This window comes from Schaalia canis (genome assembly GCF_003858455.1).
GTDB lineage: Bacteria > Actinomycetota > Actinomycetes > Actinomycetales > Actinomycetaceae > Pauljensenia > Pauljensenia canis.
Window position 1 is genome coordinate 83,794 of record NZ_RQZF01000007.1, and the last position, 19,025, is coordinate 102,818.

14 protein-coding genes and 1 tRNA gene are annotated in these 19,025 nt (G+C 58.6%); 6 read left to right on the forward strand and 9 right to left on the reverse strand.

Annotation, left to right across the window (positions count from 1 at the left end):
• Positions 1-13: 13 nt before the first annotated feature.
• The gene (locus tag EII11_RS07475) at positions 14-1,138 is read right to left on the reverse strand and encodes an ABC transporter ATP-binding protein (protein WP_124870952.1); all 1,125 of its coding nucleotides are present in this window, start codon (positions 1,136-1,138) and stop codon (positions 14-16) included.
• Between the two features lie 332 nt (positions 1,139-1,470).
• On the opposite strand from EII11_RS07475, the gene EII11_RS07480 reads away from it, so the two are divergent.
• The 3 genes from EII11_RS07480 to EII11_RS07490 all read left to right on the forward strand — a co-directional run bounded on the left by EII11_RS07480 (position 1,471) and on the right by EII11_RS07490 (position 5,285).
• On the forward strand, positions 1,471-3,330 hold the full coding sequence (locus tag EII11_RS07480; RefSeq protein ID WP_124870955.1) for a serine/threonine-protein kinase: 1,860 nt from the start codon (positions 1,471-1,473) through the stop codon (positions 3,328-3,330).
• A 131-nt stretch (positions 3,331-3,461) separates the two neighbouring features.
• On the forward strand, positions 3,462-4,286 hold the full coding sequence (locus EII11_RS07485) for a DsbA family protein (protein ID WP_124870957.1): 825 nt from the start codon (positions 3,462-3,464) through the stop codon (positions 4,284-4,286).
• A 168-nt stretch (positions 4,287-4,454) separates the two neighbouring features.
• Entirely contained in the window at positions 4,455-5,285 is an 831-nt protein-coding gene (locus EII11_RS07490; RefSeq protein WP_165867107.1) for a DsbA family protein, read from the forward strand.
• Between the two features lie 93 nt (positions 5,286-5,378).
• On the opposite strand, the gene EII11_RS10920 is transcribed toward EII11_RS07490, so the two are convergent.
• On the reverse strand, positions 5,379-6,581 hold the full coding sequence (locus tag EII11_RS10920; protein ID WP_205649267.1) for a DUF5067 domain-containing protein: 1,203 nt from the start codon (positions 6,579-6,581) through the stop codon (positions 5,379-5,381).
• Positions 6,582-6,803: 222 nt separating this feature from the next.
• Positions 6,804-6,876, reverse strand: a tRNA-Thr gene (locus tag EII11_RS07505).
• Between the two features lie 250 nt (positions 6,877-7,126).
• On the opposite strand from EII11_RS07505, the gene EII11_RS07510 reads away from it, so the two are divergent.
• Positions 7,127-9,499: a 5'-nucleotidase C-terminal domain-containing protein gene (locus EII11_RS07510; protein WP_124870962.1), complete on the forward strand. Its 2,373-nt coding sequence runs from the start codon at positions 7,127-7,129 to the stop codon at positions 9,497-9,499.
• Positions 9,500-9,610: 111 nt separating this feature from the next.
• On the opposite strand, the gene EII11_RS07515 is transcribed toward EII11_RS07510, so the two are convergent.
• Positions 9,611-10,537, reverse strand: a complete 927-nt coding sequence (locus tag EII11_RS07515) for a DUF5692 family protein (protein WP_124870965.1) — start codon at positions 10,535-10,537, stop codon at positions 9,611-9,613.
• A 283-nt stretch (positions 10,538-10,820) separates the two neighbouring features.
• Here EII11_RS07515 and EII11_RS07520 point away from each other — a divergent pair, with 283 nt between their 5' ends.
• Positions 10,821-11,420: a TetR/AcrR family transcriptional regulator C-terminal domain-containing protein gene (locus tag EII11_RS07520; protein WP_165867108.1), complete on the forward strand. Its 600-nt coding sequence runs from the start codon at positions 10,821-10,823 to the stop codon at positions 11,418-11,420.
• Here the strand turns inward: EII11_RS07520 and EII11_RS07525 are convergent.
• Genes EII11_RS07525 through EII11_RS07535 form a run of 3 tightly spaced genes read right to left on the reverse strand, consistent with a single transcriptional unit; the run spans position 11,417 to position 13,455 of the window.
• Positions 11,417-11,656 (reverse strand): helix-turn-helix transcriptional regulator, encoded by a 240-nt coding sequence (locus EII11_RS07525; protein WP_124870971.1) that lies wholly within the window; start codon positions 11,654-11,656, stop codon positions 11,417-11,419. The genes EII11_RS07520 and EII11_RS07525 overlap by 4 nt on opposite strands.
• Before the next feature lie 21 nt (positions 11,657-11,677).
• Positions 11,678-12,514: an ABC transporter permease gene (locus EII11_RS07530; RefSeq protein WP_124870974.1), complete on the reverse strand. Its 837-nt coding sequence runs from the start codon at positions 12,512-12,514 to the stop codon at positions 11,678-11,680.
• A complete protein-coding gene (locus EII11_RS07535; protein ID WP_124870977.1) occupies positions 12,511-13,455 on the reverse strand; it encodes an ABC transporter ATP-binding protein in 945 nt (314 codons plus the stop codon). The genes EII11_RS07530 and EII11_RS07535 overlap by 4 nt, the downstream gene beginning before the upstream one ends.
• A gap of 364 nt (positions 13,456-13,819) precedes the next feature.
• Here EII11_RS07535 and EII11_RS07540 point away from each other — a divergent pair, with 364 nt between their 5' ends.
• Positions 13,820-16,285, forward strand: a complete 2,466-nt coding sequence (locus EII11_RS07540; RefSeq protein WP_124870980.1) for an ATP-dependent Clp protease ATP-binding subunit — start codon at positions 13,820-13,822, stop codon at positions 16,283-16,285.
• Positions 16,286-16,404: 119 nt separating this feature from the next.
• Here EII11_RS07540 and EII11_RS07545 read toward each other — a convergent pair whose 3' ends face one another.
• Together EII11_RS07545 and EII11_RS10530 are read right to left on the reverse strand one after the other, a co-directional pair.
• Positions 16,405-17,439: a TPM domain-containing protein gene (locus EII11_RS07545; RefSeq protein ID WP_165867109.1), complete on the reverse strand. Its 1,035-nt coding sequence runs from the start codon at positions 17,437-17,439 to the stop codon at positions 16,405-16,407.
• 5 nt (positions 17,440-17,444) lie between these two features.
• Positions 17,445-18,638: a TFIIB-type zinc ribbon-containing protein gene (locus EII11_RS10530; protein WP_165867110.1), complete on the reverse strand. Its 1,194-nt coding sequence runs from the start codon at positions 18,636-18,638 to the stop codon at positions 17,445-17,447.
• Positions 18,639-19,025: the final 387 nt, after the last annotated feature.

Consider the following 19,025-nt stretch of genomic DNA (forward strand, 5'->3'; position numbering starts at 1 on the left):
GTGCTTAAACACCTCACTCAGGCAGGCGCATACCGGTGGACGCCGAGAAGTTGTGCTGCTGGCCGGGCAGGATGCGGGTGTGGATCACGCCGCCGCGAGCCGGAGCAGTACGAGGAGGCACGCGAACGATCAGCTGACCGCCCTTGCCTTCCTCACCCGAGCCCAGAGCTTCACCGTGTCCACCTGCGAGGTGGCCGTAGATGAAGGCGTCGGAGCCGAGTTCTTCAACGAAGTCCACTTCGATCGGAATGGTGTTTTCGCCTTCGGGAACGACCTCAAGGCCCTCGGGGCGGAAACCAATGGTGATTGTGCCGGCATCCTCGGGAACCATAGCTGCCACGGTTGCTGCCGACAGGGGAACGCGAGCGGGGCCGAGCTTAGCGACATTGCCCTCAACCTCGAACTTGCCCAGGTTCATGGCGGGGGAGCCAATGAAGCCTGCGACGAAGTCATTAGCAGGGGTGTCGTACATTTCCTGAGGGGTACCGACCTGCTGAAGCAGGCCATCCTTCAGCACGGCAATACGGTCACCCATGGTCAGAGCTTCAGTCTGATCGTGGGTCACGTACACGGTGGTGACACCGAGTTCGCGCTGGAGGGAGGCAATCTGAGTACGGGTCTGGACACGGAGCTTAGCGTCAAGGTTCGACAGGGGCTCGTCCATGAGGAACACCTGGGGCTTACGCACGATGGCGCGACCCATGGCCACGCGCTGACGCTGACCGCCGGAGAGAGCCTTCGGCTTACGATCCAGGTAGGGTTCGAGGTCAAGGATGCGAGCAGCTTCATCCACGCGCTTCTTGATCTCTTCCTTGGGGGTGCCAGCGATCTTCAGAGCGAAGCCCATGTTTTCGCGCACGGTCATGTGCGGGTACAGAGCGTAGTTCTGGAAGACCATGGCGATGTCGCGGTTCTTGGGCTGGACGTCGGTGACGTCGCGGTCGCCGATGAAGATCTGACCGGCGTTAACGTCTTCGAGGCCTGCGAGCATACGCAGGGAGGTGGACTTGCCACAGCCTGAGGGGCCAACGAGGACGAGGAACTCGCCGTCTGCGATTTCCAGATCCAGGCCATCAACGGCGGGCTTGTCTGCACCGGGGTAGATGCGGGTTGCCTTCTTGAAGGACACGGTTGCCATTATTTAATTCCCTCCACCGGCAGGTACGTGCCGGACGATCCGTAGTAGAGATGTCACCTTGGCGTCTTCACCAGGGCGGCCGCGGCACTCATCCGACCTCCATCTTCGAAGATTGGATGCGAACCGCAACGAGAATCAAACTAGCATGTGCGGGCCGTCTTATCTAGGTGAATGAGAGAAAATGGACAGCGACTTTTGTCTGACAAATCGCGCTTTTCAGAGCATATTTGTCTGACGAGTGCGGGTGGGATGAGGCGAGCCACCACAAAGGATCCCGAGGCACTGCCACGCTACGGCCACACAGTGCCTCCTCTGACGCTAGGGTTGTCGGTGTGGAAACAGGGCAATGGCTAGGTGGATATCGCCTCATTGAACGCCTCGGCATCGGCGGAGCCGGAACAGTATGGCTCGCCGAAGATGAAGGCGGTATGCGCGTCGCCCTCAAACTTCTCCACCCCGCCCTTGCCCACAGCGAACACAGCCGCACTCGCCTGATCCGCGAAACACAAAACGTCAATGCTGTGCGCAGCGACGGAGTTGCCCACGTCCTTGATGTTGAAGTAGACGACGCCCAGCCCTTCATCGTCTCAGAGTTCATTGAAGGGCCAACGCTTTCTTCCCTTCTGCGCCAGGGTGCCCTTCCTTTCGATCAAGTCATCGAGCTTGCCCAGGATCTTCACGCCACCCTGGAAGCTGTCCACCGGGCAGGCATCGTTCACCGCGACGTCAAACCCGGCAACGTCATCATGAGCCCCAAAGGACCAGTGCTCATCGACTTTGGTATTGCCCAAAGCAACGACGATGACCCACTTACCATCACCGGCTTCGTATCGGGTACAGCCGGATATGCCTCACCTGAACTGCTTCGCGGACAGGGAGCCAGTGAAGAAAGCGACTGGTGGGCGTGGGCCGCAACGCTGCTGACCTCCGCCACCGGGCGCCCGCCCTTTGGTGGAGGCACCCAAGAAGCGGTGATGCGCCGCGTTCTTGAAGGCGACCCGGACGTCACGGGCCTTCCCGCTGACCTGGCCGGTATTTTCACGCGGGCTTTCGTGACGGACCTGTCCACGCGCTACACGCCAGAGGAAGTCCTGTGGAGCCTCACGCACCGTGAGGACTTCATCCTGAGCGACGACTCCGACGAGAATCCCACCGCTTCAGACGAGGCCACCGTCGTTCTGCCGACCGCCGCACCGCCCTCGTCGGCCAACATCAGTGACCATGACGAGGCCACCGCCGTCCTTCCCACGCCACCACCCCCCACGGAGGCGGCGACCGAGTACCTCACGCAGACAAACACACTCAGCACGCCCGAGGACGCCACGTTAATCCTACCCACCTACGATCCCCCAATTAACCGGCCACCAGCGTCTCATCTTGCACAAACATCTGTTCTGCCCACCGCACCGGATCTGCACCCCCAACAGCCGATCTCCCAACCTTCCTACGTGCCTCAACCGCCCTCGTCCTACGATGCCTTCGACGCCGGCCCTGCCTATCAGGAGTACGCGCCTGAACCCATCGAAGGAACGGGCCCCAACTGGGCGCCACTGAGCGACGAGGCCCCCGCAGGCACCACCCGCGCCCGCCCCACACCCCTTGTTGGCCTCACCCTGATGCTTACGGTTGCGATGCTGCCCATCCTGTTGGGGATGAACGGGGCAATCGCAGCCGCCATCACAATGCTGCTACTGGCAATACCCGGTGTCGTCAGTAAAACCCTGTCAAAACGCAGCGCACTCTACGGGCAGACGCGCAGCTCCGATTACTGGATCGTTGCCCTCCAATCCCCGCTTTTACTGCTCTGGAGTACGGTCAACCTGGCTATCGGTGCAGGTTTTGGTATCGGCATGAGCATCCTGGCATGGTGGCTGGGACACCCCTACCTTCAACAGATCGCCAGCATCGACCCGTGGATGCCCCTCACACTCGTTCAAAGCACACAGCCGATGTCAGTTTTTACGATGACCGACTCACGCCCCGCTATCCTTGCGCTCTACGGGATGAGCGCGCTCATTTGCGTGGCGACATGGGCAATGCCAACAGGCGATACTTTACGAGAAGGCATTGCGAAAACCGCCCGAACTGTCTTGGCGCCCACCTGGGCGCGCGTCATTTTCGTCCTCATGCTGCTTGCCGCCATCGCAGCTACCTGGGGCGTTATCAGCGCTGCCACTGTCCCCTGGGGGTAAAAAACTACCCTTTGCGCGCGCACTGACCGTGCGCAACGCAGGGCACAGCGCGCAGCATGTATCACATAACACGCACATGCGCGTGCTCATTCGCTACTGTGTCCTAGTCACTTATTTCTGGAAGGATCTTCATGTCTCAGAAGTCCACCGGCACTAATGCCGTACGCGCGAAGGCTCAGCAAATGCGCCAGGAGCAAGAACGCGCGGATAAGAGGATGCGGGCCATCATTATCGGTTCGGTGTCCGCCATCGTAGTAGCTGTCATCGCAGTCGTTGCTGTCGTTGTCTCTCAGCAGATCAAGGCTGACGCCGAAATTAACGACGTTGACCCCAAGGTGGTTCTTGGCGCCTACGCCGACGGCTCACCGATCGTGCTCTCTCCCAAGGGCATTGGCGAGGCCGACCCCGCCCTGCCGACCCTGACCGATTACTTCGATTACTCCTGCCATGTCTGTGCAGACGCCGAGGTTGCTTTCGGTAAGGAACTCGTCACCGACGTCACCGACGGTAAGTACAACATCGTGTTCCAGCCCGTGAACACCGTGCAAGCCCCCTACCAGTACGCTGCGACCACAGCCTCGCTGATTGTGGCTAAGGAATCCCCCGAACACTGGACGGACCTGCACCACGCACTGATGAGCTACTTCGCCGAACAGTACAAGGCAGGCCAGGGCAGCGTCGTTCAGGACATCGACAAGTCCGCTAAGCAGGTTCGCGAGATTGCTTTGAGCGTCGGCGTTCCTGAATCCCTGGTGTCGACCTTCCCGAAGAATCTGGCCGAAGAATACCTGACCGCCAGCACGACGGCCTGGCAGAAAGCCTCCTTCGAGGGACGTAACCCCAACAGCTTCGGCACTCCCGAATTTGTTGCCAATGGGGAAAAGAAGATTGAACTCACCTCCTTTGAACCCAACGAGGTTCTTCAGTCCATGCGCACTGGCTTGGGCGTGAAGTAAGTGTCAGTCGTTTCTTAGGCACACAGATCGTCGTGACGATCACGCGGGTGGGGCAGGACCATGTGGTCCTGCCCCACCCGCGTTTTGCCTGGCTTTGAGGTGTGCGAATCTGAGACAAAAGAGATGTTAGTGATGCGCGATGGCCGCGATAGGCGGTATTTTCGTCACATGGTAAAGAAAAATGCAACCGCGCAATCCGCTCAAAAGCAGTCGGCACGCGAGAAGGCAGCACAATTGCGAGCCGAACAGGAACGATCCGATCGCAGAATCCGCACTATCGTTATTGCTACTGTTGCTGCCATAGTGGCACTGGTTGTGGCTGTGGTCGCCTACGTGATCAGTCAGCAGCTTCAAGCGCAGCAAGAGGCAGCCAATGTTGACCCAGCCGCTGTGCTGGGAGTCTACGCTGATGGACGCCCCATTGTTGTGAGCGCCTCTGGGATTGGCCAGGCCGACCCTGCAGTGCCGACTCTGACCGAATACTTCGACTACTCCTGCGGTGGGTGCGCCCAAGCCGAGCTGCTCTTTGGCAAGCAGGTTGCGCAGGACGTAAAGGATGGCAAGTACAACGTTGCCTACCAGCCTGTCAGCGGACACGCGCCCTACCAACTTCCGGCGGTGAGTGCCTCGCTCATCGTCGCGCAAAAATCTCCCGAGCAATGGCACGATTTCCACCATGCCCTCATGCGCTTCTTTGTGGAGCAGACAAAAACTGGTGATAATCGCATCATTGCAGACCTCAATCAATCCGCCATGCAGGTGCGTGAGCTGGCTGCCAGCGTTGGCGTGCCCGACGAAATTATCGCCACGTTCCCCAGCAACGTTGCTGAGGATTATCTGCGTCAAGCAGGCGAGGCGTGGAATAAGACCGTCGTTGAAGGTCGTAATGGATTCTTCACCCCCGAACTTGTGGCGCAGGGAAGCCGGAAGATTGAGCTGGATGGTTTCGATCCCAACACCGTGATCCCACAGATTCGCGCAGCACTTGGAGTGGAGTAACACCTGAGATGACACTGGCACAAGGGATGGGTGGAAGAAAACCAAGGTTTTCTTCCACCCATCCCTTGTTAACTGAATGTCAGTGCTTGTTGATCACTGGATGGGGAATTCCTTGTAGACCTTGCCGTCGCTGAAGAAGCCCTCAGCCTCAATCAGCACGGGGGCGCTGGGATCCTTCAAGACGAATCCGATGACCACAGTCTTGGTTGCGCCGGGCTTGAGTTCAGCAGTCAAAGAGAGCGGATCGTAGCCCTCAGGAGCTTCCAGGCCGTACACGGCATTTTCAAGTTCAACGCCGTTTTGGAAGGCCTGCATGTGGACATCAAAGATGCTGTAGTTATCGTCGCTGCGCTGATTGGTCAGCTCGTAGGTCAGTACGGCAGTGGGCCTGTCTTCGTAGTCCACGCCTGTCTTGGTAACGGAGACGAGCTTAATGCGGTAATTGCCGTTATCAACGTCGCCCTCGCCCTCAACAGCAACGCCGGAGTCAGCATCGGTAGGAAGTTCCAGGTTGGGAAGGCCAGGGGTGTTTTGCTGCTCGATCTGCTTGAGTTCCTTCTCCAGAGTCTCAAGATCAGTGCCAACCTTAGAGAAAATGGAGGCGTAAAGAGCTTGGAAAGCGATGGTGAGGATCAGTGCGAGAACGGTAACAATCGTGGCTGCGATGGCAAGTCCGCGACCGCGGGCAGCGCCGTTAGGGCCGGTCTTAACGATGGCGATAATGCCCAGCACCAAAGCGGGAAGAAGAAGGATCCATCCCAGAACGTTGATAAGCGGAATCCAGCTAATAAGCAGGCCAAGGATAGCGAGCACGAGGGCGATAATCGCCATAACCGACATGGGCTTAACAGCGGCTCCAGGCATAGCGCCGTAAGGAGCCTGGGGAGCACCGTAGGGAGCCTGTGGTGCGCCGTAAGGGGCTTGGGTGCCGTAAGGAGCTTGCGCGCCGTAAGGGGCCTGAGCGGCTGCAAGAGCTTCGGTGGCTTGGGGAGCGTCAAAAGGCTGCCTCTGAGCGGCCTCGTAAGCGGCTTCTTGAGCTGCCGTCATTGATGCGGGATCAACAGGGGAACCATAGGGAGCGGCGTAAGGCTGCTGAGTGGGTTCCTCCTGCGATGTTGCAAAGGGGCCCGAACCGTAGGGAGCAGCGTAGGGCTGTTCCTGGGAATCTTCCACTACCTCCACAGCTTCGGCTGCATCTGCAAGGGGAGTTTCAGGCTGGGGGTCTTCAGGAAGCGGAGAGAACTCTTCTTCCGAGGGAGTTTCGTCAGGGCGGGGCTGGCCATCAGGGAAAGACATGGGGTCTCCTGCAGTCGGCGGTTAATGAACGTGACAGGCTGGTAAAAAGCGCGGTCTGATCTGAACGTAGCATGTGAAAGCGGTGTTAGGGGAGAGAAAGAGGGGGAACGTGACCCACCAGAGGGTGTGATCTGTGTCTGACTCTCTATAGAAGTAACGTCAAAGTTGTCACCAATACGGCGCCTGCGATCGCCAGAACTTCGCTGAAGGGGAATCAAGTTGAGCCACCTGCGGGACTCGAACCCGCGACCGTCCGCTTACAAGGCGGGCGCTCTACCAACTGAGCTAAGGTGGCGCGCTGCTTATGGGGAGGGCCCCTGACAGTGACGTCAAAGAAGCAGCTCTAATAGTTTGCCATGTCCCTTCGATTTTGCCGAATCGGAGGAAAAGAGATAGTTCACTCCCCCTCATGCGAGCGCTTAAATGTCTCAACAAACTGTTGTTTATCAGGACTTTTCGGGTGGCGAAGGGTTTGTTAGCCTAAAAGAAGGCGAATTTTCAGCCCAACATCAGTAGTTCCCTAACAACGCACCGAAGGACATTCAATGAAGAATCGGATTCTGCGCGGATCCATCGCTTTCACGGCCGCGCTTTCCGTACTCGCTGCCCCTGTGACAGCAATCGCCAGTGACGGAACCGGCACATCCGCCGACACCGCAACCTCCCCGGCAGGCCCCGCAGCCGCAGCGGGCACGACCGTTGTCCTTGACCTCTTCAACCTGACGGACATTCACGGACGCCTCGTTGAACGCCAGAGTAAGGGCGAAGTCGTAGAGGCAGGTCTGGCCGCCATGCAGTGCTACATGGAAGCCCACGCCAACCCCAACAAGTCCTTCACACTGCTGGGCGACAACATCGGAGCCTCCACCTTCGAATCAGGCTCCCTTAAAGACAACCCCGTCGTCGCAGCCCTCAACCTCATGCATCCGCTGGCCTCAACCATCGGCAACCACGAATTCGACTCCGGCGCAGACGTGCTCAAGAAGCGCATTGACGGGAGCGACCCTGAATACGTCAAGTTCGCCTTCCCCTACCTGGGCGCCAACGTTGAAGGCATGGGCACCTACGGCACCGACACCCCCTACCTTGGTGACTACGTCATCAAGGAAATGGGCGGAGTAAAGGTTGCTTACATTGGCGTCATCGCAGACGATGCGCCCGCCAAGCTGCCCGCAAGCGCCATCGAAGGCATCACCTTCCATGACCCGCACCCCAAGCTCGCCGCACTCGCGACGAGCCTCAAGGCGGAAAACAAGGCCGACATCGTCGTTGCCATGCTTGACGACGACGTCAAACGCAACTACTCGCGCATGCCCGCCGAAGTCGATGTCCTCATGGGTGGCGATACCCACAAGCCCTACGAGTTCGACCACATCGATTCCAAAGAAACGCTTGACTCCATCAACCCTCACCTGGCTGGCGTCGCCTCCGGTGCCTACACCGATAACCTTGGCCTCGTCACCGTCACCTACGACACCACCGCAAAGAAGGTGGTCTCTGCAGACGCTAAGGTCATCCCCGCCGCCACTGTTGCTACCGCCGTCAAGGGCAGCGACTGCATGACCAACTCACCTATCGCAGCCACCATCAACGACTACCTTGAAAAGGCAAAGCCCCTGGGCGCCGTCGTTGTCAGCGAAAACGTTCCCGAAGACTTCGCCCGCGGAAAGTACACCGACGCCGCAGGCAAAACTGTTGAAAACCGCGGCACTGAATCCACCGTCGGTAACCTCGTTGCAGACGCCTTCCATAAGGAAATCGTCACCAAGGAAGGAACCCCCGTCGACTTCGGTGTGACCAACGCTGGCGGCCTACGCTCCGATCTGAAGCAAACAAACGGCGTTGTCACTGTCAAGGACGTCTTCAACCTCGCGCCCTTCTCCAACTACGCCGCCTACCGCAAGATCACGGGCGCAATGTTCAAACAGGCCCTCGAAAACCAGTGGACCAACCAAACGGGTGCAAACTCCCGTCCGCTGCTGCGCCTGGCGACCTCGTCCAACGTGACCTACACCTACGACCCCACCTACCCTGCAGGTGAACGCGTCACCTCCATCCTCATTAATGGAAAGCCCCTTGACCCGGCAGCAACCTACACCGTGGGCTCAACGGACTTCCTGCTGAACAACAATGGTGACCGCTACTTCGACAAGTCCACCGAGGCAGTGCTCACCGGCGAACTTGACCGTGACGTCATCGCACGCCACATCACCAAGGCATCAAAGACTGCCCCGCTCACGCCAAGCACCCTCAAGCGCGCCACCGGCATCATTTTGCCCATCGGCACCGTCGAAAAGGGCGCTCAGTTTGACTTCGCTGTGCGCGGCCTCTCCTTCACCGCTGGCGCGCAGGCCAAGAAGGTCACCGTCGCTGTCGGCACAGCAAAGGGCAGCGCAGACGTCGACAACACGATCGTTGAAGATGTAAAGAATCAGGCGGCCCCCATCATCACCACCGATGGCACTGGACAGGCGATGGTTCCCGTAACAATCGACTTCGACGCCGCAAAGGTCTGTGCAGCAGGCGCAAAGACCGCCGCACTGCCCGTAAGCGTCACCAGTGAACTGGGCGTTCATATTCCCGTGGAGGCAGGACTCACCGTCACCGTTTCGTGCCCCACCAGCACTGTCGTGCCCGTACCGCCCAGCACCGGCCCCAGCACGCCAAAGCCTTCTGACCCCAGCGCACCTTCCGATCCTCAGAAGCCGAACACCCCCGGCGACCCCGGCAAGGACCAGGACAAGAGCGGAAAGGGTGCAACTCCCAAGACCGGCAAGGACGGCAAGACCTCTCAGAACGGCAAGGCATCCAAGAAGCTTGCAGCTACCGGTGCTAGCGCCGATGTGCTGGCTCTGGGAGCGGGCGCGATCGTCCTCATCGGCGCAGGCGCTCTTGCAGCCTCACGCCGCCGTCGCTGACACAGCAAACTCTTAGCGGATGCGCCCCGTGGTTCTTCCATAGGGTGAAGCTGCAAGAAATACTGTGGCCCGACACGCTTAAGGCGTGTCGGGCCACAGTCATCAGGCCAGTTACTTCGTGGCAGCAACAACCTCTTTGTACTGGGGAAGATGAGTGTAGAGCTCATCCGTGAGCGGGTTAAGACGACGTGAGACAATCACATAGATCTGGTAGACCGCCACCGCGATATTCACCAGCAGAGCAATCAGGGACACGGTGAAGAGCGCTGTGGGATTGTGGGAAGCCTCGACAGCAAACATCGAATCAGTGACGAAAGCCGGGAACGCCATGGTGAACATCATCCAGAACGCCAGGGTGTGGGCACGGTGTTGCAGCCAAGCGCCCTTCTTCATGAAGAAAGCGGGAATTGTGCACGAAATCAGCAGAGCAGCGCCAGCGTAGAAGGAATGGTCACCCACACAGTTGTAGACATAAGCAAAGTTCCACAAGTCGTAGGCGATAATCCAGAACCACAGCATGTCAGGCCACATCATGTCCTGAGAGGAATCCTTCGAGATGTAGATGCCGAACCAGCCGCAGATTGTCAGCAGGTTAATTAGTCCGGCGATGCCATTCATGTAGTTCCACGAGCCAGACACCATGAACACGCCATCAACCATGCCATTGGCTCCCATTGCGCCCACTTCGAAGTCGCGAATACAGGCTTCAAGGATATTGATGGCCAAAATGGCGGGCGGGAAAATCAGTGCAGCCTTCTTTGCCGCAATTTTCGGGTGGTAGCGCAACAGCATGAAGCCCAGGCAGCCAGCCAATGCCGAGTAGACCTTCACCCAGTGGAACCAGGTGCCTGTGGACGAAGTCGCTGGATTAGCGGTAGTGGGCCACACGAAGATCGTGCAGACGATCGGCACGACAATGAAGAAGAACCAGCCCGCCCAACGCCAGCGGCGGGAGACCTCGTTCAGCCCAATGAGGGCGGCGAGGACAACACACCACGCCACCCAGGAATACCAAGGAATCGACTCAAAGAGGAACATTTTTCCACCTCGCTGTCACGCAACGGCCGACATGTCGTTGCTGGGATGCCATGAATGTAGGACTCCCGCAGTGCCCGCCCATACTGACACACACGTGAAAGTGTCAGAATTGCGGGTGAATGAGGCGAGGGCGGCAGCCTCGTCAGAGGGAAAAGGGGACTAAGGTCGTGGCCGCAGCCCATTTGAGATGCACGAAAGCGGCGCGCTGAAACGACAGCAGCGAAACCATCAGCAGCTCAGGGGGCCTAAAGTGGAATGCAGGCAACACGAAAGGCGAAGACACATGTCGGCAGAACATACCCGCATGGCCTTAGCCACTGCTTTACGGCAACAACTTGCCCAGGTGCCCCTGGCGAAAATTACCGTCTCTGGCCTGTGTGAAGCCGCAGGCATCAAGCGGCAAACCTTCTACTACCACTTCGCGGACGTCTACGCGCTAGCCGTATGGGTATTCCGGCAAGAGGTTGCTGATCGCATCCTCTCCAACGCCAGCTACGAAGAATGGTCTGCCGGATTTTGCCAAATGCTCGAATACCTTGAACGCAATAAAGTCCAGACCTACGCGGTTGTGAACTCACTGAGCCACAGGGAGCTTGAGCAGTTCTTTTTCCACGCCCTGCGCCCCATGATGGTCGCGATCGTCGCCCAACTGACCAGCGATCCAGGGACATCCCCAGGCGAGCAGGAGGATAAACCTCACCTGCACCCCGAGGATAAAGACATGGTCATTGACCACTACACGGTGACAATCCTTGGCCACCTTTTCCATTGGCTTGCCAATGATATGCACATTGAACCTGAGGCTTTTGTGCGCCAGATTGAGTACATTCTGCGGGGGCATGTCCGCCACTCAATCATCCGCCTCGCTGCCACTTGCCGCTAAGCGGGGTTCTCGCCCTCGCCCTCGCTTTCATCCTGGCTCAGGGAAAAGATGGCCTCTACCGGTACCTTAAAGAGCGCCGCGAGGCGTAAGGACACAGCGAGGGAGGGCGAATACTCGCCGCGCTCCAGGTAACCCACCGTCTGGTAGTGGACGCCAAGAGCGGCAGCGAGCTCGCGGCGAGAAATATTGCGCTCCTTACGGAGGCTGGCGATACGGTTGAGGACCTTATCCTCCATCACCTCTCCTTCCGTGCGGGCTCACACACCCAGTTGGGAGCGCATTGCGGATTGCATTGACGCCAAGCTTGACAGGGAAAGTTTACGGAACGAGCGGTTGATACTCCACGTTGCCAGGGCAAAGCCGCCAATCATCCACGCCAACAAAATACCGGCGGCCAACAAGGGTTGGGAACCTCCTGCGAAGTCATACGATGCTCCATCGGCTCCCAGCAGGACCCAGCGGCTCAGGTGGCCAGCCCAGTAGAACGGCAAAGGCATGTGAAGGTATTGCAGCCAGGTGGGCAAAATGGTGATAGGGAAGAATGCTCCACTTGTCGCCACGACGATCATCGTCCCAAAGAAGAGGAACATCTGCGAGTACACGCCCCTCACCAGGGCGCCGACCATGAAGCCTAAAGGTGCTGTGGCACAAATTGTGAAGAGTACAAGGCCAATGGTGACAAGCCATTGTGAGCCGCTAATCCCCAGGGGCGGCAGTAAAAGGAATGCGCCCACCATAATCACGGTTTGCAAAATCCCCTGGAGCACAACATTCGACAGGGTTTTCCCAATCGCCCACGAGAGGGCCCCATGCGGTAATGTGCGCACACGCAAAAGGGTGCCGTCAAGACGCTCAGAGGACATTTCAGAGGAGAGCTGCATGACGATCATCGTTGAAAAAACGCCGATGGTGCTGACCAGCATGAAGCCCCCAACACTGAGCGGCATATTGTCGCTTACCCGGTCAGACAGGTAGTAGGCCCACCCCAGAATGAAGGCAGGGCCAAGCAGGACACCAATAACCGCAGGGGAGAAGAACACTGCGCGCAGGTCAGCGCGAGCCTGGGTGAGGGCGGTACGGATAATGCTGCTCATGCCTGGGACTCCTTCGTGGTGGGCTGTGCCTCGCCTGCCAGTGTGGGGCTGCTGAGGGCGGCAGTCTCGTCGCTTACGAGCGAACGTTCACCGATCATGCGCAGGTACACATCTTCAAGGGTGGGGCGTGTGACTGTCAGTGCCGTGATGTCTGCGTCATTGCGACCGAGGAGTTCGCGGACGAAATCTTCGGGCGTGGTCGAGGAATGAACCTGTGGGCGTCCGTCTTCACGCCAGCGAATCTCCGCATGATGCGTGTATTTCTCGCGGTAGCCGTAGGGGGTGTCGTCCGCAATGATGCGTCCGCCGGCCAGGATGACCACGCGCGAGGCAATCTTTTCTGCCTCGGCCAGATCGTGAGTGGTCACCAGAACTGTCGCACCGGCGTCAACCTCTGCGCTAATCAGATCGTGAATCTGCGCCTTCGCTGCAGGGTCAAGGCCGGTGGTGGGCTCGTCAAGGATGAGCAGTGAGGGGTGAGCGATGGTGGCGGTGGCGAAGTCAATGCGCCTGCGCTGTCCGCCTGACAGTTTGCCCAGGCGTGCGTGCTTCTTGTCGACGAGGCCAACGGCGGCGAGGGCCTCGTTCACTGTGCGCGGTTCGCGGGTGGTGGCGCTGGAAGATCCGTTGAGGTGGGCGTTGCGCACCCATTCGAGCTGGTCGCAGACCCGCCATTTACGGTGGTCATTCCACTGCTGTTGGACGAGTCCAAGGTTTGACCAGTAGGCGTTGTCGGCTTCACGCGGGTTGATACCAAGGACGCGCACACTGCCTGCGGCGGGGGCGTAGGTGCCGATGAGGTTTTCAATGAGGGTTGTCTTGCCTGCGCCATTGGGGCCGAGGATGGCGACGATCTCTCCGGCTTGGACGTGGAGGTTCACGCCTTGGAGGACGGGCGTTGATCCGTAGGAGAACTCAAGATTGTTGACGTCAATGAGCATGTCTCTCCCCTTTCTGATGTAGTACATGTGCTACATGTCGATAAGGAGAATGTAGCACACCTGCTACATCGTGTGTCTACTCCCTCCTGCCCTCCCATCCCATACCTCTCCGCCGAGACTCCTCACCCTCTCCGCCCACAGTGAACACGAGCGCGCGCTGCCAACAAACCCCCTAGGCTTAAACCCAGACAGGCGCACTGTATCTGCCCTGCCCCATCGGTGTCAGACCACCTAGGCCCTGACCTGCCACGGGAAAGCCCGCTTTCATGCGGAGGTAAGACGCCGCTACGGCCTCGTTCCACGAGGGCGCAACAGTGGGGAATCACGGCAGAGCAAACGCAGTGCACACAGAAAAGGAGAGCCCATGTTCGAAAGGTTTACCGACCGAGCACGACGCGTCGTCGTCCTGGCTCGTGACGAAGCACGCGGACTCAACCACAACTACATCGGTACCGAGCACCTGCTCCTGGGTCTCATTACCGAGGGCGAAGGCGTAGCCGCCAAAGCCCTCGATAGCGTCGACATCAAGGGTGACGCCGTTCGTGACGCCATTGTCGACATTATCGGCAAGGGGGAAAAGCCCGTCGAAGGTCACATCCCCTTCACTCCCCGCGCCAAGCGAGTCTTTGAACTCTCCCTACGTGAAGCGCTCCAGCTCGGCCACAACTACATTGGCACCGAGCACCTGCTTCTGGGCGTCCTCAAAGAGGGCGAAGGCGTTGCCGCGCAGGTCATCATCAAACTCGGTGGCGACCTCGAAAAGGTTCGCCAAACCGTCCTCCACCTCCTCCAAGGCCACCAGCGTGGCGGCGAGGGTGAAGGCCGCGAAACCGTTGGCGTTGGCGCTTCATCCGTGCCCGGCCAGACGACCTCGGCCATCCTTGAACAATTCGGCCGCAACCTCACCCAGGCCGCCCGCGAAAACAAGCTTGACCCTGTGATCGGACGCCGCACCGAAATGGAGCGCGTCATGCAGGTGCTCTCTCGTCGCACCAAGAACAACCCTGTCCTGGTTGGTGAACCCGGTGTTGGTAAGACTGCCGTCGTTGAGGGCCTGGCCCAGGCGATTGTTGCTGGCGACGTGCCTGAAACCATTAAAGACAAGCAGATCTACAGCTTGGATATGGGTTCCCTGGTGGCCGGCTCGCGCTACCGCGGTGACTTCGAAGAGCGCCTGAAGAAGGTCCTCAAGGAAATTCGCACCCGAGGCGACATCATCCTCTTCATCGACGAGCTCCACACCCTCGTGGGTGCCGGTGCCGCTGAAGGCTCCATTGACGCCGCCCAGATGCTCAAGCCCATGCTGGCCCGCGGCGAACTGCAGACCATTGGCGCCACCACCAACGACGAGTACCGCAAGTACATTGAAAAGGACGCCGCCCTTGAGCGTCGCTTCCAGCCCGTTAAGGTGGACGAACCCTCCGTTGAGGAAACCGTCAACATCCTTAAGGGGCTGCGCGACCGCTACGAGGCCCACCACCGCGTCATCATTACTGACGCTGCGATCCAGGCCTCCGCTGAGCTTGCCGACCGTTACATCTCTGATCGTTTCCTGCCGGACAAGGCCATTGACCTGATGGATGAGGCCGGTGCCCGCATGCGCATTATGCGCATGACCGCGCCCCCCGAATTGCGCGCCTTGGACGAGCAGATCGCTAAGGTCCGCCGTGATAAGGAACAGGCCATTGACGATCAGGACTTCGAAAAGGCCGCGTCATTGCGTGATGAGGAGCAAAAGCTCGGTGAGGAACGCAAGACCAAGGAAGCTGAATGGCGTGGCGGTAGCCGCGAAGAGATTGCCGAGGTCGGTGAGGAAGAAATCGCCCACGTCCTGGCCATGTCCACCGGTATTCCCGTCTTTAAGCTCACCCAGACTGAGTCCGCCAAGCTGCTCAAGATGGAAGACGAGCTGCACAAGCGCGTTATCGGCCAGGAAGAAGCCGTTAAGGCTCTGGCTCAGTCCATCCGCCGTACCCGCTCTGGCCTGAAGGACCCCAAGCGTCCCGGTGGCTCCTTCATCTTCGCTGGCCCCACTGGTGTTGGTAAGACCGAGCTGGCGAAGGCCCTGGCTGAGTTCCTCTTCGGGGACGAGGATGCCCTCATCCAGCTCGACATGTCCGAGTTCTCCGAGAAGCACACCTCCTCGCGTCTCTTCGGTGCCCCTCCGGGCTACGTTGGTTACGACGAAGGCGGCGAGCTCACCGAAAAGGTGCGCCGTCGTCCCTTCTCCGTTGTTCTCTTCGACGAGGTCGAAAAGGCTCACCCCGACATCTTCAACTCCCTGCTGCAAATCCTTGAGGAAGGTCGCCTGACTGACTCGCAGGGCCGCAAGGTGGACTTCAAGAACACTGTCATCATCATGACCACCAACCTGGGTACCCGCGACATTAACAAGGGTGTCCTGACCGGCTTCCAGTCCACCGACAACCTCTCTCACGACTACGGCCGCATGAAGGCCAAGGTCAACGAGGAACTCAAGCAGCACTTCCGCCCCGAGTTCCTGAACCGCGTCGACGAGGTTGTTGTCTTCCCGCCGCTGACCAAGGAACAGATCACGAAGATCGTCGATCTGATGATCGCCTCCCTGGCCAAGCGCATGGAAGCTCAGGACATGAAGCTCCAGATCACCGACGAGGCTCGCGAGCTACTGGCCGACCGTGGCTTCGACCCGGTGCTTGGTGCCCGCCCGCTGCGTCGCGCTATCCAGCGTGACATTGAGGATGCCCTGTCCGAGCGCATCCTCTTTGGAGAAATCCTGCCTGGCGAGGTCGTCACCGTCGGCGTCAAGGGCGAAGGCCTGGAGCGCGAATTCACCTTCAATGGTGAGTGAAACTCTGCCGAGATGGCTGATGTGAGTGTGTGAGCATAAGGCCGTCATACTGCGGGCGTGGGGTGGCATCCGATGGGATGCTACCCCACGCCCGTGTTCAAGCAGGGTGGGTGTGCGGCTTAGAACTTTGAGGAGAAGCCGCCGCGGGAAGACGACGACGAGGATCTCCAACTGCCAGATGATGATGAGCGGGATTTTCCAGAAGCGGAAGAGCGCCTCCATGAGTCAGAGCGGCTGTGTGAATCGTAGTGGACTCTGCGCCGGCTTGTGGAGCGGCTCCTTGTGAGTGTATCCGTAGATTGTTCGACGTTGAATGCAAGAAACAGTGGTTGAAAGCCGGCGGCGTTTGAGCTACTTGTTTGAATCTTCGCGGCTAGTTTTCGGCGCCCGTATTCTGCGCCAACACCAGCACCGATCAAGGCAATCAGGACCGCGGGCAGAATCTCGGATTGCTCGCGTGGGAAGATGAAAGAATGCTCCTGATAGGCAGAAAACTCCTGATCGCTGGCAGAGATGAACTCCACTACGGCGTCGTACCATTTTTCGTGTGATAGGACTTCGCGCACGCTGAAGCCCACCCGCCGCAGGCCTTCCCTGCGCAGTATGTCGTGCGACTTTCCGTTGGACACCAGGTGCATGTCGCGAGAGTCTGTGGCCACGTACAAGAGGAGGCCATCGCGGCGCGCCCCGTAGCCAAGATGCTTGTCGTCAAAATGCTCTTCTGCTGCCTCGCGGAAAGGGTATCTACCCCAGGAAACGAACACGACGCTGAGTTGAATATTGTGTTTGGCTGAGGCAGCGCGTAGGTACTGCACAAGAGTGTGCTCTTGGGACGGAGTCAAGAGCTGTGCGTAGTCGGTTAGATATGCTCTGTCCGGGTCATCGAGATAGTCAGAAATATCAAGGGGGTCTGGGTTCACCAGGGGGTGAAGGGGAGGTATCGCCTCAGAGTTGGAAAGATCTGGATCGGAAGGGGTGTCGAAGGTGGAGGTGGTGTCAAGGTCGGCTGTGTGGGTACTGGCGTCGCTGGCTGGCAGATCATCACCAGGGGTAGCTGTCGCTGGTGGCGTCCACGTCAGGAGTACTGCCCCCAAAAGACTCATACAGACCGTGGAGTAGATGAACTGCCTTCTGAATACGGCGTTGATGACCATGGCCCCTACACCCCGATGATATTCATGACGATTTGAGTGATGACATCTCCCACCCAGAGTGAGGCAATGAAAGCAAGGCCCGCACAGGCGGCAATGATGCCACGCACTTTCGCTATCGACACGGGGTAGTTGCCATAGACTTTCCCGCTGTGCCCGTCGATGACGTATTTGTACGTGACGTTGCGGTAGTTGATATTGAGTAGCCATACAGGAATCAACGCGTAGGTCATTGTCGGGTGCATGAGGAATGTCGTGCTCTTCCGTAGGGCCACCGTCTTGTGGTGGACGGTTGCTTTGACCCGGGCGGCGAAAGCGGTCTTGGCAACCGAGTGGGCATTGTCCTTGGCTCGCGTTGCGTCTACCGAGGGTGCAGGGGTGACGTAGCCTGACAGGTAGACCCCCTTGAAGGGGACCAAGGCTGAGGTGGGTAATTGGGAGATGACAGCGGTTCGAGCGCGCATGGCAACGGTGTCGGCGCACACTGGCAGTGCTTTGACTTGAGTGCGCACTGTGCGAAGCACGTCGTAGTCATCGATGGTGGTTGTGATTTCGGAGGAGCGTCGGTCTTCGCGGGTGTCGGAAGCTGAGTATTCAAAGGTGCCGACCATTGTTGCGTCAACGAGCCAGTAGGGCACGTATGTTCCTTGAGCTTCACTGATGGTGGCGGTGTTCTTAAATCGTCGGGGGAGGAGGAAACGGTCAACTGTGGAGGCAAGGAAGGCGTTGATCATGGCCTCGCGGTCAATGGCGAAGGGAATGATCAGCTCCGGCATGGGCGTGTCCATGTCCCCTGAGGCGAGAACTAGAGTGCTATTGCAGTATCCGCAGCGTGTGGAGATCAGCTTTTTGTCGGAGATGACGTGTGCCCCACACGAGGGGCATTCCCATTGGGCGAGGGACTTCTTTTCCGCAGCACTCAGTGGCGTCCCCTCACGCAGAGTCCACTGGAGATCGTCCTCGGTGGGGGCGTCCCAGGCGATGGAGGTGGAAGGTGGGGTGACGTCTGCTGGCGGGCTGGTGTCTGCCGACGTGCTGGTGCCTGGAGTACCGATCGGTAGAGGGGAACGGGTGTCGGCCTCGACCTGCTCAGGAGTAAAACGAGAGAGGCAGTAATCGCAGCTCATCAGCTGTAAGGAGGGCTCGTACTCAATTGATGCCCCGCAGGAGGGGCATTTGTAGGAGATGGAGGCCGTGGTCATGATGCTCTCAGATTCTGATGGGGACAGGTGTGCGTGCTTAGGGCAGTAAAAATCAGTCTAGTGACATCCTGCGCATCAGATGCGACAGTAGGCTTCAAGATTTATGAAACGCCCGCAAGAGGGGTGTTAATTGTGAAGAGTCGGTTTCGCCGCATTTGTCTGAAAGTGACTCTAGGATAGGGAGAGGTTTCTCGTTCTGTTCAAGGGATCCGGAGTGCGTGTATGCGGTGGGTTGAGTTTGATGTTGCTGTGGCTGAGGCTTTGGTTCAGTGTTGTCAGGCTGCTGCTGAGGTTTTGCGCGCTCAGGGGTATTGGCGTAGGAATGCGGTGGAGAGTGCGTTGGAGGATTTCCGTGGCGTCTATTCCATGTTGTTTGCTGATGCTTCG